The sequence below is a fragment of the Bacillus sp. FSL R9-9834 genome (assembly GCF_038006905.1).
Taxonomy (GTDB): Bacteria; Bacillota; Bacilli; order Bacillales; family Bacillaceae_G; genus Bacillus_A; species Bacillus_A pacificus.
Window position 1 is genome coordinate 3,296,130 of record NZ_JBBOWD010000001.1, and the last position, 23,109, is coordinate 3,319,238.

Annotated in this window: 23 protein-coding genes, 1 pseudogene and 1 riboswitch; of the genes and pseudogenes, 7 read left to right on the top strand and 17 right to left on the bottom strand. The window is 34.7% G+C overall.

The genetic code is table 11. From position 1 onward, the window contains the following. Positions 1–10: 10 nt before the first annotated feature. The 5 genes from MKY00_RS17130 to MKY00_RS17150 all read right to left on the bottom strand — a co-directional run bounded on the left by MKY00_RS17130 (position 11) and on the right by MKY00_RS17150 (position 4,105). Positions 11–538: a GrpB family protein gene (locus tag MKY00_RS17130; RefSeq protein WP_016718174.1), complete on the bottom strand. Its 528-nt coding sequence runs from the start codon at positions 536–538 to the stop codon at positions 11–13. Between the two features lie 23 nt (positions 539–561). Next, positions 562–909 carry a DUF4260 domain-containing protein gene (locus MKY00_RS17135; RefSeq protein WP_016718175.1) on the bottom strand — a complete coding sequence of 116 codons (348 nt, stop codon included), beginning with the start codon at positions 907–909 and terminating at the stop codon, positions 562–564. A 12-nt stretch (positions 910–921) separates the two neighbouring features. Then, a complete protein-coding gene (locus tag MKY00_RS17140) occupies positions 922–1,890 on the bottom strand; it encodes a bile acid:sodium symporter family protein (RefSeq protein ID WP_000865822.1) in 969 nt (322 codons plus the stop codon). A gap of 4 nt (positions 1,891–1,894) precedes the next feature. Next, positions 1,895–3,286 (bottom strand): FAD-binding oxidoreductase, encoded by a 1,392-nt coding sequence (locus MKY00_RS17145; RefSeq protein ID WP_016718176.1) that lies wholly within the window; start codon positions 3,284–3,286, stop codon positions 1,895–1,897. 369 nt (positions 3,287–3,655) lie between these two features. After that, the gene (locus MKY00_RS17150) at positions 3,656–4,105 is read right to left on the bottom strand and encodes a GNAT family N-acetyltransferase (protein WP_029141170.1); all 450 of its coding nucleotides are present in this window, start codon (positions 4,103–4,105) and stop codon (positions 3,656–3,658) included. Between the two features lie 392 nt (positions 4,106–4,497). Here MKY00_RS17150 and MKY00_RS17155 point away from each other — a divergent pair, with 392 nt between their 5' ends. Further along, positions 4,498–4,944 carry a MarR family winged helix-turn-helix transcriptional regulator gene (locus MKY00_RS17155; RefSeq protein WP_016122572.1) on the top strand — a complete coding sequence of 149 codons (447 nt, stop codon included), beginning with the start codon at positions 4,498–4,500 and terminating at the stop codon, positions 4,942–4,944. Positions 4,945–4,976: 32 nt separating this feature from the next. Further along, positions 4,977–5,921: an acetyl-CoA carboxylase carboxyltransferase subunit alpha gene (locus MKY00_RS17160; protein WP_000052085.1), complete on the top strand. Its 945-nt coding sequence runs from the start codon at positions 4,977–4,979 to the stop codon at positions 5,919–5,921. Between the two features lie 679 nt (positions 5,922–6,600). Here MKY00_RS17160 and MKY00_RS17165 read toward each other — a convergent pair. Continuing rightward, positions 6,601–6,999 carry a DUF2871 family protein gene (locus MKY00_RS17165; protein ID WP_016718177.1) on the bottom strand — a complete coding sequence of 133 codons (399 nt, stop codon included), beginning with the start codon at positions 6,997–6,999 and terminating at the stop codon, positions 6,601–6,603. Between the two features lie 255 nt (positions 7,000–7,254). On the opposite strand from MKY00_RS17165, the gene MKY00_RS17170 reads away from it, so the two are divergent. Then, the gene (locus MKY00_RS17170; RefSeq protein ID WP_016718178.1) at positions 7,255–7,758 is read left to right on the top strand and encodes a GNAT family N-acetyltransferase; all 504 of its coding nucleotides are present in this window, start codon (positions 7,255–7,257) and stop codon (positions 7,756–7,758) included. Between the two features lie 32 nt (positions 7,759–7,790). Here the strand turns inward: MKY00_RS17170 and MKY00_RS17175 are convergent. The 4 genes and pseudogenes from MKY00_RS17175 to MKY00_RS17190 form a co-directional block, all read right to left on the bottom strand. After that, positions 7,791–8,820: pseudogene (locus MKY00_RS17175) on the bottom strand (transposase); the annotation flags it as partial. A gap of 47 nt (positions 8,821–8,867) precedes the next feature. After that, positions 8,868–9,170, bottom strand: a complete 303-nt coding sequence (locus MKY00_RS17180; protein ID WP_016718179.1) for a hypothetical protein — start codon at positions 9,168–9,170, stop codon at positions 8,868–8,870. 1,022 nt (positions 9,171–10,192) lie between these two features. Then, positions 10,193–13,108, bottom strand: a complete 2,916-nt coding sequence (colA, locus tag MKY00_RS17185) for a collagenase ColA (RefSeq protein WP_016718181.1) — start codon at positions 13,106–13,108, stop codon at positions 10,193–10,195. A gap of 202 nt (positions 13,109–13,310) precedes the next feature. Beyond that, positions 13,311–13,988: an MgtC/SapB family protein gene (locus tag MKY00_RS17190; RefSeq protein ID WP_016718182.1), complete on the bottom strand. Its 678-nt coding sequence runs from the start codon at positions 13,986–13,988 to the stop codon at positions 13,311–13,313. 292 nt (positions 13,989–14,280) lie between these two features. On the opposite strand from MKY00_RS17190, the gene MKY00_RS17195 reads away from it, so the two are divergent. Together MKY00_RS17195 and MKY00_RS17200 are read left to right on the top strand one after the other, a co-directional pair. Then, positions 14,281–14,799, top strand: a complete 519-nt coding sequence (locus MKY00_RS17195) for a GNAT family N-acetyltransferase (RefSeq protein WP_016718183.1) — start codon at positions 14,281–14,283, stop codon at positions 14,797–14,799. After that, the gene (locus MKY00_RS17200; RefSeq protein ID WP_016718184.1) at positions 14,796–15,713 is read left to right on the top strand and encodes a hypothetical protein; all 918 of its coding nucleotides are present in this window, start codon (positions 14,796–14,798) and stop codon (positions 15,711–15,713) included. The genes MKY00_RS17195 and MKY00_RS17200 overlap by 4 nt, the downstream gene beginning before the upstream one ends. A gap of 21 nt (positions 15,714–15,734) precedes the next feature. On the opposite strand, the gene MKY00_RS17205 is transcribed toward MKY00_RS17200, so the two are convergent. From MKY00_RS17205 to MKY00_RS17225, 5 genes are all read right to left on the bottom strand, one after another. After that, positions 15,735–16,643 carry a VOC family protein gene (locus MKY00_RS17205; protein WP_016718185.1) on the bottom strand — a complete coding sequence of 303 codons (909 nt, stop codon included), beginning with the start codon at positions 16,641–16,643 and terminating at the stop codon, positions 15,735–15,737. Between the two features lie 74 nt (positions 16,644–16,717). After that, positions 16,718–17,509, bottom strand: a complete 792-nt coding sequence (locus tag MKY00_RS17210; protein WP_016718186.1) for an amino acid ABC transporter substrate-binding protein — start codon at positions 17,507–17,509, stop codon at positions 16,718–16,720. Between the two features lie 11 nt (positions 17,510–17,520). Beyond that, complete coding sequence (locus MKY00_RS17215; protein ID WP_016718187.1) at positions 17,521–18,282, bottom strand: amino acid ABC transporter ATP-binding protein; 762 nt, start codon at positions 18,280–18,282, stop codon at positions 17,521–17,523. Positions 18,283–18,301: 19 nt separating this feature from the next. Beyond that, complete coding sequence (locus tag MKY00_RS17220; RefSeq protein WP_000667175.1) at positions 18,302–18,970, bottom strand: amino acid ABC transporter permease; 669 nt, start codon at positions 18,968–18,970, stop codon at positions 18,302–18,304. A 69-nt stretch (positions 18,971–19,039) separates the two neighbouring features. Further along, positions 19,040–19,146, bottom strand: a riboswitch (SAM riboswitch). Positions 19,147–19,419: 273 nt separating this feature from the next. Continuing rightward, the gene (locus MKY00_RS17225) at positions 19,420–20,331 is read right to left on the bottom strand and encodes a VanW family protein (protein ID WP_000488988.1); all 912 of its coding nucleotides are present in this window, start codon (positions 20,329–20,331) and stop codon (positions 19,420–19,422) included. Between the two features lie 362 nt (positions 20,332–20,693). Between MKY00_RS17225 and MKY00_RS17230 the strand changes: the two genes are divergently transcribed. Together MKY00_RS17230 and MKY00_RS17235 are read left to right on the top strand one after the other, a co-directional pair. Then, complete coding sequence (locus tag MKY00_RS17230; RefSeq protein ID WP_001997954.1) at positions 20,694–21,035, top strand: hypothetical protein; 342 nt, start codon at positions 20,694–20,696, stop codon at positions 21,033–21,035. 118 nt (positions 21,036–21,153) lie between these two features. Beyond that, a complete protein-coding gene (locus MKY00_RS17235; RefSeq protein ID WP_000345047.1) occupies positions 21,154–22,245 on the top strand; it encodes a DUF3900 domain-containing protein in 1,092 nt (363 codons plus the stop codon). 307 nt (positions 22,246–22,552) lie between these two features. On the opposite strand, the gene MKY00_RS17240 is transcribed toward MKY00_RS17235, so the two are convergent. Further along, entirely contained in the window at positions 22,553–22,900 is a 348-nt protein-coding gene (locus MKY00_RS17240; protein WP_016718188.1) for a hypothetical protein, read from the bottom strand. A gap of 31 nt (positions 22,901–22,931) precedes the next feature. Then, positions 22,932–23,093 carry a hypothetical protein gene (locus tag MKY00_RS17245; RefSeq protein ID WP_000387289.1) on the bottom strand — a complete coding sequence of 54 codons (162 nt, stop codon included), beginning with the start codon at positions 23,091–23,093 and terminating at the stop codon, positions 22,932–22,934. Between the last annotated feature and the right edge of the window lie 16 nt (positions 23,094–23,109).

Here is a 23,109-nt window from a genome sequence, read left to right on the forward strand (position 1 = left end):
CCATGCCGCCTTAGTTTATTTCTTCTAATATATTTGTAATAAATTCCGTCTTACCTTCACTATAGCCCGTTCTACTTTTTGACTCTCTTGCTAACTCTTCCTTTAGACGTCCATATTCAACAGCAACATCGTCATGTTCACGAAGGTAATCCCGAAACGCTATATGTTTTCTTAACTCTTCACTATTTTTATCACAAACATATAGATGATGTTCCATCCAAACTGTACTTTCTTCACTCCACGGAACGAAAGCGTCCTTTCTGCCGAACGCCTCTCTCCCTTTGTAGCTCCATTTTGCCTGATGATAGTATCCTATCGCTTCAAGCTTAGTTACTACTTTAGGAAAAAACCCATAATCTTCTATTACAATATCAATATCTAATACTGGTTTTGCTGCAAGTCCTTTAATAGATGTACTCCCAACATGTTCAATGGATAAAATGCTGTCTTCCATTACACCGTTAATGAGAGTTTGTAGCTTATTAAATTCACTTTCCCATTTGATGTTATATTCTTCGATAGTAATTCTTTGTTTCAATGTATCCCTCTCCTCAAAAGCAACTATAACCTCTGAATATGAGTATCCTTAAAATCTGTCTCATATTTCAATCCATATCCAAACATTCGATCCATTCCAATATGTGCTGTCCATATTAAACCAATCATTATAACCGTAGCTACCTTAAAATAGACTCCTATGATAGCTATTACTATCGATATAATATATGTGTGACATATATTATAAATCTTAGCACCTACATGATTATTTATACCATACGCTAACATTGATAAATCCGGAGCTAAAAGGAACAAAAAAAATATTATCCAACTAAATTCATATACTGAATACGCATAAATCGCAGCTATGAAAACAACTAGCCCTTCAAAATGTACAATGCGTTTTTGCATTCTTTATCATTCCTATTTTTCTATATTTACCGATAAAGTTTCATCACTGAAAGTATCCTTTGCATTTTTTGACCAGATGGTTGCTAAAATCGGTCCTGCAATGTTATGCCATACTGCTGCTAATACACTTGGAAGCGCAGCTGCTGGTCCAAAATGTGCTGTTGCTAGCGCAACACCTAAACCTGAATTTTGCATTCCTACTTCTATTGAAATAGCTCTTCTTGTCCCTTCGTCTAGTCTAAGTATGAATGCTGTTATATATCCGAGTAAAAAACCGAAAGCATTATGGAGCATAACGGCAATAAAGATAAGAAGGCCTGAAGAAGTAATACTACTTACATTTGCTGAAACTACCGCTGAAACAATAATGATAATTGCTAAAACTGATATGAAAGGGATAACGGTCATTCCTTTCGTAACAGTTTTAGGGAAAAACTTCTTCACTACTAATCCTAAAATAATCGGTATGATAATGACTTGTACGATAGAAAGAAACATAGACATAGGATTAACCGGCATCCATTGTCCTGCAAGCAATAGTAAAATAAGAGGTGTAGCAATTGGTGCTAGTAACGTTGATAATGATGTCATTGCAATAGACAACGCTAAGTTCCCTTTTGCTAAATAAACCATAACATTTGATGCAGTGCCACCCGGTACTGAACCGAGTAACACTAATCCAGCTGCTAATTCGGCTGGCAGATTCATAACGTAGGCTAGTACGTATGCGACAAGTGGCATAATAATAAACTGAGCACATACACCGATAATAACTGGCAATGGTTTTGTAGCAATGATTTTAAAATCAACAGCCTTTAACGTTAATCCCATCCCAAACATAACAACCCCAAGTAAAATCGTTATGTAACTAGTTAACCCTAGAAATGGAGCAGGAATAAAATACGCAATAGCTGCAATACAAATAACCCAAAATGCAAAATACTTTCCAGCTATATTACTTATCGCTTCTAGTACTTTCACCCAATCAGCCCCTATCCTTTAACTGAACAACTTTATTCGGATTCAAAATATTTTGCGGGTCAAGAGCTTTCTTTATTTTCTCCATTACGAGTAATGCCGCCCCATGTTCTTCTTCTTGATACTTCCGCTTTCCGATTCCAACGCCATGTTCTCCCGTACACGTTCCCCCTCGTTTAAGAGCATATAAAACGACACTTTCATTTATTTCGTCTGCCTTTTCCACTTCTTCTTTATCGTTAGGATCAACCATTAAAAGCACATGGAAATTCCCATCTCCTACATGACCAAGAATACCACCAACAAGACCAACCTTATCTAATGTCTCTCTCGCATGTTGAATTGCCCCAGCCAATTCTGAAATTGGTACACATACGTCTGTACTCATAAGCTTTTTACCAGGATAGCTATGGACGTAAGCGTATGCTAGATTATGCCGCGCATCCCATAATTTATTTCTCGCTGCCGTTTCCGTTTCAAAAGCAACTTCTTTACATTTATGATCAAAAACAATTTCTTTCGTAAACTCAATATCTTGCTTTAGCCCTGCTTCATTACCATGAAACTCTAAAAACAGCGTAGGCTCTTCTCTGTAACTTGTTTCACTATAATGATTGACTTGTTTCATAGATAGTTCATCAACGAGTTCAATTCTCGCAATCGGAATACCCGCTTGTAATATGTTAATAACAGCTTCTACTGCATCATTTATAGTTGGAAACGATGCTCTCGCGGCCATAACATGTTCTGGTATACCGTATATTTTTAGTGTTAATTCCGTAAAACATCCAAGCGTACCTTCTGATCCTACGAAAACACCATTTAAATGGTAACCTGATGACGACTTCGCAGCTAAATTCCCAGTATGTATTACTTCCCCATCAGCAAGAACGACTTCTAAATCACGAACTTGATCACGCATAACGCCATATTTCACGGCTGTCGTTCCACTCGCATTTGTAGCGGCCATTCCACCTAACGTTGCATCTGCCCCTGGATCTACGCTAAAAAACAAACCGTATTTCTTTAATTCTTTATTAAGCTGAGAGCGAGTCACTCCCGGCTGTACTTTTACTAGAAAATCTTTCTCTCTTATTTCGAGTATTTTATTCATAAGCGAAAAGTCCATTGTAATTCCTTTTTCATACGGAATAACATGTCCCTCTAAACTAGAACCTACCCCAAAAGGAACGACAGGTTTTTTATGCTCACTCGCTACTTTCATTAATCTACTAACCTCTTCAGTCGTTTTCGGAAAAACTACTACATCAGGTAAACTACTAGTATGATAAGATTCATCTTTACTATGTAACTCTCTTACTGTCGTATTTACAACTACTCGATCTTCGGGAAGCACATCCTTTAATTCATTTACTAAACGCTCTACTGTTATTTCCATCGTACACTCTCCTACTCTCTATAAATTTGAATTACAAAATATGTTAAGTGTTTTATACATAATAATCCGAAAAATTAAATAATTCAAGTTTTACATAAATGAAATTCGTTTCCTACTATCCAATAAACAAAAAGAACTTGCAATTAATTGAATATAGATTAAATAGTATAATAAAACCAGACCTTATATTTAGAGTTTTTGAGTTTGATTATATATAATCAAACTTTTTGTTTGTATGGGGTAGCACAAATAAAACGCGAATTTCGTACGCTAAGGATATCCAATATAAAAAATCCCAATCTCTCAGTGATATACATAAGAAATTGGGATTTAATTATTTAACAATTGCACTCAACTGTTAAATAATATCTATTTTTTCATACGCTTTACAAACCTATAACCTGTTATCTCGTAACCAAGGAATTTATATAGTTCGTGTGCCTTTATCCTCTGTTCACTTTTTCCACTTAGAAGATAAATAAAATTAGAACCCCTTTTCAAAGACCATTCTTCCACATATTTAATCAATGCTTTCGCAATACCTTGACCACGATATTCTTTCTTTGTAACTAGCGATGTTATTTGAATCTTTTCATCATTGTTTGTGTACGTTGTATGAATTGTTATTCCTATCATCCCTACTAAGTTATTATCATTTATTGCAACAAAGGTGTAGTAATTTGGATTGGATTCGATACGTTGCATTCTTACTTTCATTTCATCTAATGAACTGGGATAACCTAAATCTGGCATTAAATCTGTAAATTGTTTGATGTCATCAGAATTATATTTTCTTATCTCCACTAAGGAACCCCCCATATTTTTTCTCTAATTATATCATCTTTAATATTACAATATTTGTCTTAACGTACAGAATCCGCGTTATGTTGGTGTACCCCATGCCCATCACCTTAAGAATTTAGAACTTCCCCAAAAAATTATGAGTTTTTTGTTACAAGTTATCACAAAATTTTCGTTTTTTTGGTAGTTTTATTTTCTTAGCTTGATTGCGATGAGCGGCACCCCATAAAGGCCCCTAATACATAATTGATGTTCTGCCATTTGTAGAAAACAATTCACTTATACCATTTTAACAAGAAGAAATATCTCGTCCATGTTGTAATATTGGCTTACGTTAAGCTTGTGAAAAAAACATATTCATGTATAATACAATTGATGTATGATACATTAGTTGTAGGAGGGGGACCTTTTTGAAAAGAGAAGATGCCTTAAAACTAAGAACAGATATTAAGAAAATGATTATAATAACTGGGGTTTTTGAATCTCAAAATTTGCCCAATGGACCATTTGAAAAGCCTTTACCAACTTCTCAAATGATGGCGTTAGAAGAACTAGAGGTGGAAAAATTAACAGTTTGGCAACTATCCAATAAACTTAGATTAGAGACTTCAACTGTAAGTAGATTGGTAGATAAGTTAGTAAAAAAGGGGCTTATTTATCGTGAAGTAAATGAAAAAAATAGAAGAGAACTTTTTCTGCACCTCACAGAAAAAGGTCACATAACTGTTAATTGCTTAAGAGAGCAATCCATTACATTTTATCAAAGTATTCTCAATAATTTATCAGAGTCAGAACAAAAAATAGTTGTGGATGGTTTTGAATTATTTATTGATTCTATTTCTAAGTCTTTTGATTAGAATGAGGTAAATCATAACATTTGGAGGATAAAATGAGTTTGCATTTTGAACGTCCTATTATTGAATTAAAAGAGAAATTTGATGAATTAAAGAAAATTATGAAAGAAAATAATGTAGATTTATCGTCAGAAATTCATGAATTAGAAAAACGTTTAAATAAAATGCAAGATAAAATTTATTCTAATATTACACCTTTTCAACGAGTTCAAATTGCAAGGCTACGTAACCGACCCACGACATTGGACTATATACCTTTATTGTTTACAAACTTTCTCGAACTTCATGGTGATCGATTATATGGTGATGATAAAGCAATGATAGGTGGTATTGCAAAATTTAAAGGAATGCCCGTTACGGTTATTGGTCATCAAAGAGGTAGAAATACAAAGGAAAGTATAGAAAGAAATTTTGGAATGGCACATCCAGAAGGTTATAGAAAAGCGCTAAGACTTATGAAACAAGCTGATAAATTTAATCGCCCTATTATTACATTTATTGATACAATAGGCGCCTATCCAGGGATAGGGTCTGAAGAACGTGGAATTTCTGAAGCGATAGCTCGAAATCTATTTGAAATGACTACACTTAAAGTGCCAATTGTTTGTATTGTAATTGGAGAGGCATCAAGTGGTGGGGCTCTTGGCATTAGTGTCGGTAACCATATCCATATGTTAGAGTATTCATGGTACTCGGTAATTTCGCCAGAAGGAGCAGCATCTATCCTATGGAAGGACGCTAAGTATGCTCCAGAAGCTGCTGAACATATGAAAATTTCAGCAAAAGATTTAAAACATTTAGGAATTATTGATGAAATCATTCCCGAAATTAAAGGTGGTGCACAAAATGATATAAAATCACAGGCAAAAATGATTGAATCTGTAATCGAATCATCTCTAAAAAAATTGATACTATTATCCTCGGAAGAGCTTATACAACAGCGATATGAAAAGTATAGACAAATAGAGAATTATAAATGAAAGTATTTAAAGTCCATATTACATTTCGGAGGATTCTCGCGAAAAAAATTCTAAATATTTTGTAAGTAACCTCTTAAACCGGGATATGCTGACACTATTACTCTACAAAAGATGTGTGATCGGTATGGAAAAGGAAAATTTGTTCAAATGGAAGCATTATCACATACCCATCAACTTAAGAAATTGATTGTTCCCCAAAACGAAAAAATGAGCTAAATTCTCATAAATAACTGTAAAAAGGTGAAAATTTCGGTATGGGGGTATCTCAAAACTTAGGTTGATGGCAATGTGGCGTGACCCCTGTATGTAAAAATACATCCATTAAATAAATCTTTTTTGAGATAATGGATGTATTTTTTTATTTTTCATTTACCTACATTTTGATTATTATATTACATATAATACCGTAGATATTTAAATGTAACTACAATAAAAAAGGCACTACATCATTAAAATGTAATACCTTTTTAGTAGTTTGCTTATAAATATTTTACCCTAGATAACAATTATGGCAAGTTCTTTTCTATAAAGTGAAACTTTAATCAGTAGGGGTTTCATCCCCCACTGATTATTAGTTGAACCAATCGGGCTTTTACGAGCAGTCCGACCCCTACCTAACTTCTTTGCTTTCGTTGAAATATGAGATGGGGGTCTTACTGCCCGTTAATGCGGGATAAAACTATATTTTAAACGACTTCTTTATTAACAACATAAACCAAATTAAAGTAACTGCCATCAACGAATGAGAAAAACCAACAATATAAGTTAATCCTTTAAAGTCCGCTCCATTTAACTGAAGAAGCCCTCTTGCTGCTAGCGAACCTAACATTAAAATTAATGCGATATTATGTACAACAAACCACTTATTAAAACTTTTCGCTTCATGAAACGCGAATACTTTTGCTAATCCTAAAGTAATTAAAAAGAAGAAAAAGCCGAGTACAAGTGTATGTGTATGTAAAAGGTTTAACAAAGTAGATCCTACAATCCCTTTATACTTTCCATACTCCCTAGCGAAAATTCCTGATAATAAACCGATAATCAAATACGTAAACGATGCATTATATAATTTTTTCATTATGTACCTCCTTGAGTAGAATGTGTAGTGTGTCATATTTAGTAATAATGATAGTTATATAGTAAAAACTCCTAGTCACCTAGGAGTCATTGTATAAGCATCTCACTCTTTACAATCAATTCTAATTATAAAATATCCCTTTATACAAAACAAACGAACTTTATGTGAACAATCAGGACTCTATTAAAATATGTTGCGATTTTGTATTACACAATCCATACTAATGATTATAAATGTTAAAGGTGGTGCAGTAGCTTGATAGTTCTTGAAACGGAACGACTCGTTCTTCGCTGGTTTCATATAAAAGACGCTCCATTTATTCTTAAATTAGTAAACGATCCTGCATGGATTCAGTATATCGGTGATAAAAGGATTAAAAACTTAGAAGATGCAAAAAAATACATCTTAAACGGGCCCATCGATATGTATAATAAAATGGGCTTTGGCCTTTACTTAGTAGAACGAAAAAAAGATCTCACTTCAATTGGTATGTGCGGTCTTATTAAAAGAGATTCATTAGAAGATGTTGATATTGGCTTTGCCTTTTTAGAAGAATTCCGTTCAAAAGGATATGGCTACGAGTCAGCTTCTGCTGTAATAGAATACGGTGTACAGAACCTAGGTCTGAAACGAATTGTAGCAATTACTACTATAAATAACATCCATTCAGGAAAGCTTTTAGAAAAAGTAGGATTGCAGTTCGAAGAGATAATTTCAGACTCAGGAGAAGATTTAAAATTATTCGGGTATAACGCGTAAAAAAGATTTTGAAAGAAAAACCCTTGATTTGTCTACGCTAAGCAGAAAATCAAGGGCTTCATGTATGTTCTAAAGGGGCGTAATGATCGAATAGAATGGGAACTGTTAATATCGAATTTATATTGACCTAAGAAAAATTTATATGCTCCCAACCTAAAGGTGGAATATGGGCAAGTAAAGACTCCTGATGTTTTCCTACTTCCATCATATGCTCAATCGCTCGGGATAAATATACGGTATTCCAAATGCTAATTGCATTTATAATAAAATTTACTGCACTGGCACGCTGTAATTGGTCTTGCAGTGCACGCTCTCGAAGTTCACCATGTTTTCCAAAGAAAATAGCTCTTGCTAAGGCATTCATTGCTTCTCCTTTATTTAATCCCTTTTGAATGCGCCGGCGTAACGTTTCACTAGAAATATAGTCTAAAATAAATAAAGTTTTTTCAACTCGTCCCATTTCTCTTATCGCTTTTGCAAGACTATTCTGCCTAGAATACGAACCAATCTTCCCCATAATAAGAGACGCAGACGCTGTTCCTTCCCGAACGGAATGTGCTAACCTTAACACATCATCGTAATTCTCTTGAATGATTTTTTTATGAATCCTTCCGCGTAACAATTTCTCCATATCAGGATATTGTTCAGGCTTTTCAAATGTGTAGAGTTTCGAGTCCAAAATATCTCTTAATCTTGGGGCAAAGCGATACCCTAGCAAATGAGTAAAACCGAATACTTGATCTATGCTGTATCAGTATAATGCTCTTCAATATGTAAATCTGTTTCGTGATGTAGTAAACCATCAATGACATGAACGGCATCCCTAGCATTCGTATTAATCACTTTTGTATAAAAGCTAGAGAATTGATCACTCACAAAGCGATAAAGTGAAACTTTACCTGTTCCGTGATGTGGATTTTCGTCTGCATGTAAAGATGAAACCCAAATTTGCATGCACATCCCATCTGAAGACGAAGTGGTACCATCTCCCCAATAAGAAGCTAATTCTAGTTGGTGCTGGTAATTTACTAATGTTGCTTGTGCCTTATTCATTGAATCTTCACCACTCGTTTTTTATCGGACTTCTTTTTACTGTACTTTTATTTTCTTTATGAGTTATTAGAAAAATAATTGTCTATATAAGTCTTTATTTTTTCAAATTCCTTTTCCATAAATAAGATTGCTGGTACTTCAATTATTGGAAGATTATTTTCATTATCAAAAGGTGGACACGGTTTGGGAACTACCAAATAGTCAACTGAGTTTTTATCCCTAATATAATTAATCGAAACATCATAATACTTAGAAAAATATTCCTTCAAATCATCCTGATTCCTTAAAAATGGTAGAGAAAATATTGAACCATAATTTATACCAGCGTCGACAATTAATACAAAGCATATTTTTTTCATGATACACCCTCCTCGTATAATAAGTTTTAAGTTAATAACTGTTCCTTGAAAATTAAATAGTTTTTATCTTCAAGAGCTACATCAAAAAAATGATGTATGGGTAAAATTTAGTCTTGGATATCAGGGGATCCCACAGATAATGGAAGTACAGCGATGAATCCATCGGGAATATGCTTACTCCTCCTGTAGTTCGAACACGTTAAAAGACTGTGACCCAGACCAAAATGCACTGCATACGCACAAGCTGTATCGGTTTCCTTCACTTACCTCTCTAGTGGTGGGAGGGCAGCTTAGGTGAAGGCAATCATTGAATACTCATACGCGAGGTTGTGGCTATGTTTTGGACTCTAGGGAGATCCCACAGTATCCAAGCTCATTCCAAATACTATTCAAAGAAAGGAGCTCCTTTCTTTGAGATTATTCGTAGCTATTGATGTAAGCTCTGAAAAACTTGATGTATGTTTTCTTGACAGTCATGACACTTGTTTTCGTAATCCGAAATTAGCTTTAGCTTCTAGAAGAAACTATATGGCTAGCTCATATCCTATCGGTATCTTGAGTGTTGATTTTACATGGAACGACTTTACTTAGGCGAAAAAGCTAAACTTTTTTACGGATCTAATCGGCTTTATATTTGAGAGATATTGTCTTATCGTGTTTTTCATGACATTTAGTTGGTGGCCCCGTGGTGTAATTAGAAAAAGGTAACACTGATAAAAACAGGTTTCCTTTTTCTTTATATTCAATTAAATTATATCATTATTTTACATAAATTTACAGACTTTGTTTTTTTATTTTATTGGTAAACTTATGCTTAGCGTATAATTTACGCGTTTCGTCGGCAGGACCCCTTATATGGAATCTTGTACAATACCGTATTGAAATTAAATATGCCCAAATGGACTGCACATATGGTAGCTACGATACTTTCCCTTGGTAGTACCTATCAAGCTTTTGTAAATTTTATTTAATTTTTTGTATAACACGCAACAAAAAGGTCGCCACTCACGGCGACCTTTTTACTATTTCACTTCTACCGTATAATTCCCTGTTCCCCCGCTATACTGATACACATGTAAGTAATACTTTCCTGGATACGTGTAGTAACTTCCTACTAACTTATTCCCTTCTTGCTGTGCATACGTAACATAATTATTTAAATCTGCTTCCGAATAAAGAACCCAGTTCATTCCGATATTATTTTCATTCGTTACGTTAATTTGAAGGTTTTTAGCAGTATCCACATTAATTTCAAAGAAATCACTCGTATCGCCATTTCCTAAACTAGCACGTAAAATTTGATTTAGCTGCAGTTTATTTGCTGTTTGAAATGAGTTATTCGGCTCTTTTTCCACACTGTTATCTTCTTTCTTTTGAACCGTTACATTCGTTGTAGCAGTATTCGTTAATCCTTTGTCATCTGTTACTGTTAATTTCGCTGTATATGTTCCTTCTTTTGTATACACGTGAGTCGGATTTTGCTCATTACTTACTGCTCCATCACCAAACTCCCATTTATACGAAGTAATTTTCCCATCTTCATCTTTTGATCCATCGCTTTTAAACGAAATTGCTTCATTTACCTTTCCGCTATATGGACCATTTATAACCGCAACTGGCGCTTTATTCACAGCACCTTCTTCTGTATTAATACCATGGAATACAACATCATACTCAAATTGTCCTGCTGCATTCACACGATAGTTTACGAAGTATGCTGTTACTGTTTTATAGCCTGTCCATTCTTTCGCACTTAAACGTTTTAACGTATCATTCACGTTTTGTGTAATTGTCTTCCAGTCTTCATATTCTCCTTTTGCAGTAGTACCTGTGTATGTTCCTTGTAGTGTAAATGTATGAAAGAACTGTGATTTATTTTTCTTAACTGATACATTATTTAATTTTGCTTCTGCTGTAATTTCTGCCGCAATATCTGAAACTGGTTTCGGTGCGTGAGTTGCTAAATAATCATCTGATACTAACGGAACATTATATTTCTCACGGTTATCTACTAACATTTGCATATAATCTTGATATTCTTTATTTAAATTCGCATCTTTACTTAAAGCAGAGCGGTATGCATCATATGCTGTTACATCATTTTTCCTAATAAGATCATGAATTTTGTCAAACATATCATATCTCTTATTGTACATGTACGATTGTAAAGCGAAGGAATAATTATAGAAATCCCACGTTCCATATTTTGCGTTTAACGTTCTCTCTGCTGTATAACGTTCTGCTGGATTTGAAGATATTCCTCCTATAATGCTCTTTCTCGGTACAACATTATCTGTTCTCGTTGCCCCTGCAAAAAACTCCGCATTCCCTTCTTCAAACCAAGATAATCTCTCATTCTCATACATCTTCCCTTGTCCCCAAAGTCCTGGCACTTCATATCTACCTTGTAAGTAATGTGTGAACTCATGTCGGAACAATTCTTCTAAACTATAAATACTTTCTTCTGGCGTACGTTCATACGTAAAGAACGTACCTGTTCCTTCTATATAAAGACCGCCGTTATTCGTTTCATATCCGTATAATTGACGGTTAAATTGATATTCAGCTGGGCTATTATAAATAACCATTGTTAATACATCATCAGGATTGCCTTTTTCTAACGGCTGGTCACTTTCAACCGTACGATGGAATTGTGCCTTCACTTCTTTTGCCGCCCAATATAGACGTTTTACTTTTTCTTCTGTCACCTTATCTCCAGCTTTTAACACAATTGCTCCATCATCGAACGTATACGTTTTCGGTAAATATTTTTTCTTACCATCTTCTCTTATTTGATCTAGATCAACCACTTTACCATTCGCATCTTTCCCGCCATAATTCGTCGCAATTTGCTCAGCAGCTACGAAATATTGCTCTCCTAAATACGGATACATTTTCATTGCGTCCGTTACAACTTGCAACCCTTTCGTTCCTGTACTATGGAACGTACCAAGTCTACCTGTATAATAAATACCATTATTAATTAACCAACCATTTTTCGCTGTCACCGTTCCAATTAAGGCAAAACGACTTAATTCATTAATATAGCTATCAATTTTTTGATACCACATTGTATCTTTCGGTGCTTTTCTTGTATCGTATAAATACGATTGAATATCGTAATCAACACCTTGCATAATATCGTAAATCGCATTTCCAGCTGATAGATTGTCTACCAATGTAGAAAAATTATCGTTATATTGTTTAAAAATCTTTGCAGCTGATGTTATCGTTTCCACATCACTCGAAGCATTTCCTATTAATTTTCCGTATGATGAGACAACTCTATTTTGTTCTAACGTACCGAGTTTGAAATTCGGGTTATTCGCAATCGTTTTTAATGCAGGTAAGCATTTATCATGATAGCTTCGATCATTTAGTTTACTTAATTCTGTATGATAAAATCCTAAATAAAACCCTGAGCGTAATACCTCTACTAAAGTCTCAATCCCTTTTGAATCATCCTTCGTATAAGCTTGTCCTTGCTGCTTCAATTTATCAATAATTGCCTGCATTCTACTATCATTTTGATAGAATGCAAGACTATCCTTATTAAACTGAAATAGCCCAGTAATTTGCTCCCAATCAATTGTTACAAGTAAATCCACTAACTGCTGATTGCTCAATTGATTTAATTCAGCAATTGTATACGTTTTCGCTGCGGTTAATTGTTTACTTTTCTTTTTTACTTCTGGTGGTCTTTGCGATAAATCAGCAAGCTGTAGCCTTTTCTTAAAAGACTTGCTTTCAAGCACTTTTGATGAATGAGCTAATTCTTGCACTGGTAATTGTACACCAACTGGCTCCATTTTGAGAACGTTCCGATAAGAAACTTGCTCTCCCTTTGTACTTTCCGCCAATGCGCCCCCTTGAAAACTCCCTAACATGAAACTAGCAAAACTTACCCCTATTAACACTTTTTTTGAATAGCCTTTCATGCTCTCCCCTACCTTACATTTTTTAGTGTCCCTCACCATTATTTTACTATTTTTACTTTTTATACTGTATTGAGAAAAAATAAGGTAACGTTCACACATGTATCCACGCCGTGTAAAATTAACACTTGACTTTATGTGCATTTTATATCAAAAAAGATAGATGATAGCGAAATTCCCGCTACATCTATCCTCGTTTTCAGCGCTATGATTTTAACTTTATAAATGTTACTTCCGGTAATGTTTGCATATACTGAATAAACTCATTCTTTTCTTCTGACGATATATTTTTCAGCTGCATCCCTACCTTATAAACTATTTCTGTACCTTGCTGTGAAGTTTCCACTTCATATGAAAGTATTGGAATGCCTTTCATATGAAGTGTTTCTAATATTTGTTGTACTGCTTCACGTTTATTTATACACATTTGCACCATTATATTTTGCGGAAATAAAAATTGCACCTTAAAAATACGACTTACAATCTCTAAACCAATTAAAACAAGAATCGTCGCTCCAATTCCTACTACATACATACCAGCACCAATTGCTAATCCAATTCCTGCTGTAGCCCATAAACCAGCTGCTGTCGTTAATCCTTTCACCGCCTGCTTTTGAATAATAATTGTACCTGCACCTAAAAAACCTACTCCACTAACAACTTGCGCTGCAATACGACTCGGATCTAGTGCCATATGATCTTCATTCATAATATCTGAAAAAGCATATTTCGAAACGACCATTATTAAAGCACTTCCTACCGCTACTAGGAAATGTGTTTTTAAGCCCGCTTCTTTTGATCGAATTTCCCTTTCAATACCGATTATTGCTCCTAACAAACCAGCAACACCGATTCGTATAATGAAATCAATATTTACACTCACGAGCCCTTCCCCCTTTCATTCATTATAGATAGATAAAATAAAAATTATCACACACATCCATGTATCGATATGAAGGAATTTTACTAAAATACACTTAATACCTAGGCCATTTTATGTTAATATTTTAAATATTAACATAAAATAAATAACTTCTAATTTTAAACATCCACTCATTTTCTTGAAAAAACAAAGGTGGATAACATGAAATGAGGTTGAGAAAATTAAGAAAACGTTTTCATTTCATGTCGTGATTTTTTTATACATACTACATAAATAAAGGAGCTTACTCACAATGAACGTCTCTTTGCTTACACCTACTATCGATTTACAAGAAGAATACTTAGATTTTTATAACGAATGGAAAGATAGCGGTGAAACGATGATTCCGTGGGTTATTACAAAGGACCCTTCTAACTTCCCAGCTATGGTGCAAGAACTACACGATGCGCATAACGGAATAAACATTCCCCAATCTTGGGTACCAGACTCTACGTATTGGCTCGTTACAGATCATAATAGAATTGTAGGAGCTGTTAATATACGTCATAGTTTAACCGAACATTTATTTAACGCTGGCGGTCATATCGGTTATGGTATTCGCCCTTCTGAAAGAAGAAAAGGTTATGCTACGAAGTTATTAGAATTATCCCTAGAAAAAACTAAGAAATTAAACATCACGAGAGCACTTGTCGTTTGCGATGCAGTAAATACTGCTTCAGAAAAAACAATTTTACATAACGGCGGGGTTCGTGATGATGATTTCATTGAGGAAGATGGGAATGTAGTAAGAAGATTTTGGATTGAGCTATGAAGAAGTCCTCCAATGAAAATAACCTTGTTATAGAGAAGTATAGTAGAAGTAATGAGCTACAAGTAAAACAACTTATTGATTTATACAATGAAGAATCGTACGTATTTCACTTATTACGAGATAATAAAACAAAATGTGCGTATGTTGCCTACTATAAAAAAGATGTAGTAGGCATCTTTTTCACCTGGGGCAGTAACTTCCATCCATACTGCACATACTTTCGAATATATACGAATCCTTTCTATGCAGAGCTACACATTGAAGAATTTTTATTAAACGAGATTCAAAAGCGAGAAAACTTTAAACTCCCATTACAAACCTCTATATGGGAAACATCAGCTCATTTAAAAACGTTTTTTGAAGAACATAATTTTACGGAAATTCGAAGAACATATATGCCGATATTAGACTTACAAAAAATAGTTTCTATCGATATAGTCCCTAATTCAAATTATCATGGACAAACTTTATCGAACATCGTATCAAATAATAATTTATTAGAAAAACTAGCCTACTTAGTAAAAGAAAATTATGAGCAAACCCACCTAGCAAATCCCGTTGCCTCATTCCCACTACAAACTTGGCAAGAGATGATTTTAGCTGATGACGTACTACTAGATGGGAGCTTTCTCATTATAGATGAAGAGCATCAAATTATGGCATACTCTTTCCTCCATACATCAGAAAAGGATAATACGGTAGAACTAGGATGGTGTGGGACTCACACTATAGACGATATATCTTTACTGAAATTGCTCGTTTTCAAACAAGCTATGTATGCAAGTAAACACGGTTATTCCTTCATTCAAGGTGAATTCGATTCCACAAGTATATATGCAATGGAGATATTAAAATCCGTTCCTTTCAATCCTTGTGCTACCTGGATTACGTATCAAAAAGAAATCGGAAGGTAATTATACACCTTCCGACTTCTTTTATGCTGTTTCTATTTCAAACTGTACTGTAATACCACTCGGATCGACTACAGTAAATCCATTTGTAATTTCGTGTATTTCATGCTGTTTTTCTATTAATCTTTCTTTCACTTCATCTAACGCTTCTTTATGCGGTAATACAATCGTATATACCTTAAGTCCAGTTGCATGTGCTGGTGAATGCGGGTTATTTACTCCGTTCCACGTATTTGCGCCTATATGGTGATGATATCCTCCTGCAGAAATGAATAAGCAGTCATCTTCACGTTGCTGCACTTCAAAACCTACTGTATCTACATAAAAGTCATGTGACTCTTCTACATTAGCTATTCGTAAATGTACATGTCCAACGACAGTATTAGCAGGTAATCCATCGAACTCATAATCAACAAGCGTTGCTAGTTCTTTTAAATCCAGCGGGGTACTTCCTCCTGGCCCTTCTCCCCATTGATCGCGCGGACGATCCGCATAAATTTCAATACCATTTCCCTCTAAGTCTTGTAAATAAAACGCTTCGCTATACGTATGATCACTCGCGCTATTAAACCTTGAAATTGGTAAAATTTCATTTGAATATGTATAACGTCCCTCTTGCTCAGCCGGACTATCAATTACATTCTTATTACGAATCACACCAAATAATGCCGACGCAAAAGCCTCACGAGTCGGAACCAAAAAGGCTACATGATATATACCAGTCGTACGCGGCTCTTGCAGTACCCCGTCCTCTAACTTTTCAAGAACAAGTAATGTATTCTTTCCACCTTTTCCAGATAAATATGCTTTATTCCCCTCTTGCTTAATTACTTCTAAGCCTACAACATGCTCATAAAAGGCAATTTGACGTTCTAAATCTATCACCTTAAATTCAACATGACCAATACGTGTTTTCGGATGAATTTGTACCATGAATAACTTCCTCTCCAACTCTCTTTTATTTTTATATAAGTTGATGGACAATAGCCACATTCAACGAACATAACTTAATTTTGTTTTTTCGTAGCATCAACTTTCAGCCATTTTTTTGATATTTCGCTTAATGTGCCATCTTGTTCTAATTCTTTTAACGATTTATTTATATCTTCTAACTTTTCGCTCTTTTTCGCAAATGGAAATGCAATCTCTCCCCATTTAAGTGGACCAAATCCTACTTTCACATTATCTAAGTCCGCTTTTTTAATTGTTGTTTCTACTTGCACTTTATCATTATAGTAAGCATCTACACGGCCAAGTCCTACTTCGTTCAATTCTGCTGTTGGATCCTCTGAGAACGTTTTAATTGTAAAAGCATTATTTTTATTTAAAGCTTTTAATTCTTGTTCCCCAGCTGTACCAAGCCCCACACCTACAGTCTTTCCTTTTAGATCTTCTAACGATTTAATTGTATTATTATCTTTCTTCACCGCGAAAACAGATCCTGAATAAACATATGGAATTGAAAAGTCATATTTCTTTTTTCTTTCCGGAGAAACCGATAATTCATTTGCAATTGTATCAATACGACCCGAGTCTAATAAACCGAATAATCCTTCAAAATCAGAAACGTTCCATTCAACTTTATATCCAGCTTTTTTAGCAGCCGCTTCAATAATTTCAGCATCAAAGCCTTTTACTTTCTCACCCTCTTTAAAAATAAATGGACTACGACCTGCAGACGTCCCAACTTTCACTACTTTTTCATCTGTTTTTTTGCTCGCTGTATCTGAACCACAAGCAGATAAAAGCCCAACCGATACTGTTAATGCCAATGTTAGTAATAATGATGATTTCCTCATAATTTTTCCTCCTAAATAACGAAATGATTGCCTTCTTCTGAAGCATTCAATTGTCGTAAAAACTTTTTCGTACGCTCATTTTGTGGATTCCGAAAAATTTCTTCTGGCGTTCCCTGCTCTACAATAATGCCTTCAGCCATAAATATAATACGGTCCGCTACTTCTTTTGCGAAATTCATTTCATGTGTGACAATAACCATCGTTATATACTGCCTTGCCAAATCCTTAATGACTTGCAATACCTCGTTCACTAATTCTGGATCAAGTGCAGAAGTCGGTTCATCAAACAATAATACAGCGGGATTTAAAGCCATTGCCCTAGCAATACCTATTCTTTGTTGTTGCCCACCTGATAACATCGTTGGGTAGAAATTTTCTTTTTCAGCTAAACCTACTTGTTTTAATATTTCTCTTGCTATTCTTTTTGCTTCTTCTTCACTTTTTTTCTGTACAACTGTTAATGGCGTTGTAATATTTTGCAATGCTGTTTTATTTTTAAATAAATTATAGTTTTGAAAAACCATTGCTGTTTTTTGGCGTAATTTTATTATTTCCTTTTTATAAAGCTTCTTCACATGAATCTCTAAATCTTCAATTCTAATACTTCCACCCTCTGGTTGTTCTAATAAATTTAAACATCTTAATAGTGTCGATTTACCTGAACCAGAAGGTCCAATAATGACTACTACCTCCCCTTTACCGACAGTAAGTGAGATTCCTTTTAGTACTTCATTACTCTTATAAGATTTATACAAATCACTTATCTCAATCACACATATCACCTCATCCTTGTTACAAATACGGTGCATCAAGTTTCTTTTCTAACTTTTTCTGTCCCCAGCTAATTACGATTGTAATAATCCAATATACAATCGCTACCGCTAAGTAACTTTCCATATAACGATACGATTGTGCCGCTAACATTTTCGCTTGCGCTAAAATTTCAGCCACCCCAAGTGCAAAAGATAACGAAGATTCTTTTAACAATCCAACAAAATTATTTCCAAGTGACGGTACTGCAACCCGAATAGCTTGCGGAAAGATAATCTGTCGCATAGCTTGCGCCTTTGTCATTCCAACTGATAAACAAGCATCCATTTGTCCCGATTCGACAGCATTTAATGAACCTCGAATAATTTCTGACAAATACGCTGCATTATTTAAACTGAGACCAATTAAAGTCGCTTGCATCGCTGTAAGTACTGTAAAGGTTGGGAATATTTGCGGCAATCCGAAATACAACACGAACAATTGAACTAATAAAGGTGTTCCTCTAAAGAAAGATATATATACTCTTGCAATAGAATATAGAAATTTCGTTTTGTTTTTCGTTATGATCGCCAAACCTATCCCTATAACAAAAGAAATAATCATTGAAACTACAGTAATTCCTAAAGTTATGTATACATACTTAAATAATTGCGGAAAACTTTCTAAAAAATACGTTACATCAAACTTCACTCTATCCCCCCTCTCTAAATAAAAAACTCTTCTTACACATATAAGAAGAGTTGAATGTTAATCCATTTCCCCTCATCTTCCAAACGCTTCATACGTTTGCTGGACTTAGCACAGTACTTTTATAGCCTGTTGCTGAGATTTCATCGGGCCAGTCCCTCCATCTCTCTTGATAAGAAAACTAATAAATTTTTCCATTTATTTAGTTGTTATTATGAAGAATACAATTAATAACTAATAATGTCAATAGGAAAACTAAGAATTAAATTCGATAAAGTGAAACTTTAATCAGTGGGGTCTTACTGCCCATTAAAGCCGGATAAATTCCCAAACATCTTGTTCCTCACATTCACCTAGTCTTGAAATGTATCACTAATACTGGATAAACTACACAGAAAAAGCCATTATTTCTATTGTTAGTAGAAATAATGGCTTTTTCTAGATTATGATTCTTATCGCATTTTATGTACTTCAGCAACTAACTTTCCGCCCTGAATACCCATATAAAGCTTCACAGGTGCATCATTCGTGTTTTCAAACACTAAGTCTAAGTATGGATATGCAATTGTAGCATCTCTTCCTTGTGGAACGTAACCTACCGTTTTAGAATGTGTTGTTCTCTCTACCATTTTCAAACCAGCTTGATCTGCTGCATTGTATAATGTTGATGATGTTTGACAAACACCACCGCCATATCCATCTACTAATTTACCATCTACAATTTCTTTTCCTAATTGATATCCTTTATCTGGCGTTGTATCACCAATTAATGCATTGAAAGAGAAACGGTCTCCTTTTGCTAATACAACTCCATTTATGCTCGCTGCTGACAAACGAATATTTTCAATACGGCCACCTGTTGAGCCACCTAAATTCGTTTCATATCTACCAATTACCGTACCACTTCCTTGCGCATCACTTAATGTTGCAGTAGGCTTCTTCTCAACAATAGGTAATTGATAGGAAGAATCCCACATACCTACGTTTAATAATTTATCTACTAATTCTTTTTCCATTAATTCATAAGAAGGTTTCCCTTCTTGCCAACTTCCATCAGATCCTAGACGTGAAGGGACCATCTTTTTGTCAACATTTTTTCCAACTTCCCTAGCAACCTTCTCAACTGATTTTTTAAATTTCGCTTCATCTTCAAAATAACCTAGACTCGACAAATCTAGCTTTTTCACTTCCGTACCTGTACGACCATCTACTAAACTAATAGAATCCTGTACTTCTGCTTTAGCCTCTACCGTGTGGCCACCAATATCACTTACTAATGCAACATCACTTACTTTTGTACCACAGCCACTCACTACAGCTACACATAAAACCCCAACTAATATACCCTTTACTTTACGGAACAATATACTCTCCCCTTTTCCCCAATACTACTTTTATGTATTATTTCATTTTTATGTATGTTTTGTTACAATCATTTTACAATATATTTATAAATTGTTACAAGTTATTTTTTACTCTATATAAATTACTCTTTTCTTTTCCAAATGTCTATACATATTTACATAAAAGTTTGAGTTTGATAGAATTGTAACCTTTACGTAACCTCTCCCTATTATCCAGTATATACCATAAAACGAACGAAATACAAATGTAAAACTCCATATTCGTATTTATAAAAAAACATCCTGTGAACATAAATAGGTATTTGCCGTGCCACACTCCGCTTTTACACATACATTATGGTGAATTAACCTATTTTAAAGAAATGGAGGATGTTTTTATGTACCCCTACAATCCATACGATCCATATAACCAAACTGGTTATCAACCTCAATATGATTTACAAGCACAATACCAACAATATATAGATCCAGTAGAACAAGTTAATCCATATGATCAAACTCGACAATTCCAACTTCCAATCTCTTTTCCTGGTGCTGGAAACCGTCAATTAGAAAGACGAGTAAATGAGCTTGAACAAAGAGTACGTCAATTAGAAAACACGGTTGAGCGTCATACACGTAGATTAAACCGCTTAAACCAACGTTTACGTACAGTAGAAAACAGACTGAACATTCCATTTTCAGCATTAGAAGACGGATTTTAATTTCGAAAATAAAAAATATATGAAGGAAGGGGGGCTTCCCCTTCCTTATATAAATTGACGAAAGTTTTTTCCATCTCTATACTGATAAGAGTTAATGAAATGAAACAAGGTGATAAATATGGATTTTGAAATAAATTATCTTTCCTTTTATGTTGTACAAGTAGAAGGAAAAGGTGAAGCTGTTGATAAACGCTACAAACATTTTCAAACATTAGACGCTGAAGAGTATGAAGATAGCTCCTTAAAAGAATTTTTGAATGGAGAATTATTAAAAATTTCAAAGCGAAAAGTAGAACGTCATGCGAAAACAGAACAAGCTCCGACAAAGATTGGTCGCTTTATTGTAGAAGAAGGGCACGAACTTGATTCAAACCCTCATTACAACTTATTTAATCGCATCCGCTTTGCAGAAACGAAGGAAAACTTCAAAGATATGAGCGAACCTCTCGTTTATACATATCTTGATACAAGTGCTGTGCGCGGTGGTGTATTTTTAATTGCGCAAGCAAAACTACGCAAATACTTTGATGATCCATTCGTCTTCGTTATGAAATGTGACTTCGAGCCAAAAGTCGCTTCTATTTCCGATGAATCCACACTAATTCGTAACGTTGAAATGGCCATTACAACAAAAAATATGAAATCTATCCAATATCCGTACATGCCCGAAGAAGGTATGGTCGAAGTGGGCGAGCTAAAGATTCACCAAGCATCACACGCCCGTTACTTTGAAGACTTCTTAAAATTCGTCGAGTACGAACGCTCTATGCCTGAAATTATGAAAACACAAGTAATGGACATGGTATATGACCAAATTGAAGATGTATTTGAAGAAGGTACGGAAGAACGCGAACAATTCGACCAAGCAATGGAAGTATGGGCTGCCAGTCCGAAACGCGAAATTATGGAACAATTTTCAACCGAAGAAGTAATGGAGGCTACCGCTCAAATCGTCGAGCACGCGCCTGAAGTGGAATTAAAGCTAAAAGCAGACCATATCTCTGTAAAGGCCCTGCTTGCTGATTTCGGGGATCAAATACATATCGCAAAGGTAAATGACCGATACGTATTAATGATTGAGGCTGATACACTTACATTTGAGAAAGGTTTCTCTCCAATTGAGTTTCTGAAGCCAGACGAGTTGCAAGACGTAATTGAGCGGATTGAGAATAAGCAGCAGTATTCTTATGATCCGAACGGGATTGAATAAATTCTTCCATTTAACTGTTTTTACTGGACGCTTTTAATAAGCGCTCTTTTATTTGGGACATAGTTTTCATTTATATTAAAAACCGATTCCACTAAGAATCGGTTTTTCTGCTTTATAACAAAATATGTTTAAAAATAATTTTGATTCAGGATGACATTTGTTGCAGAATCAAGTCCATCCCTTTCTGATTATACAAACGTATTTCCATTAGAAATATTGGCTTCAATATTCCTAATAGACCAAATCCTTCTATAAGTTTTTGGTGTTTTTCCTTTTAGTCACTATGTATGTTCTCAAAATTAAAGTTTCATTTCACTACCTCAAACTTATTGTACTCGTAAAAAGATAACTGAAAACGATATTCCGGATGCTCTCTCACCCAATCGTAAGCTTCTTCTAAAATTTCCATTTTGTTTTGCAAGTCATTAAGTTCACTACATTCGTTCCTTTTCTGTTTGCACAGAGGACAAAATCCATTCACTATTTCAATACTCGTCGCCCTAATCGTTTTACTTTCTAAATTAACTACTAAACGAAGAAGAAAAGAATGCTCTTCTTTTGTAGTCACCGTCATTTCAGCAATCCCATCCTCATTCCAAAAGATTCCGTTTAATTCCATCTGTACGTTGACGTCTTTAATATCTAAGTCTATCACTATCACACCTCCCTTGTATAAAGCTCATCTTTTACTCTTCGATTTTAATCTTTAATACACCACGCTTTAAAGATATATTAAGCTTTTTCCAATTCTTCTTCTTTGCTATGAAAGGAAGTGTAATTACCGCTAATAGCGTGGTAAATATTATCCCAAAAACTAAAACTGTTACAATGTTAAAGATTGCTTCCATTCAACTTTACCCTCTT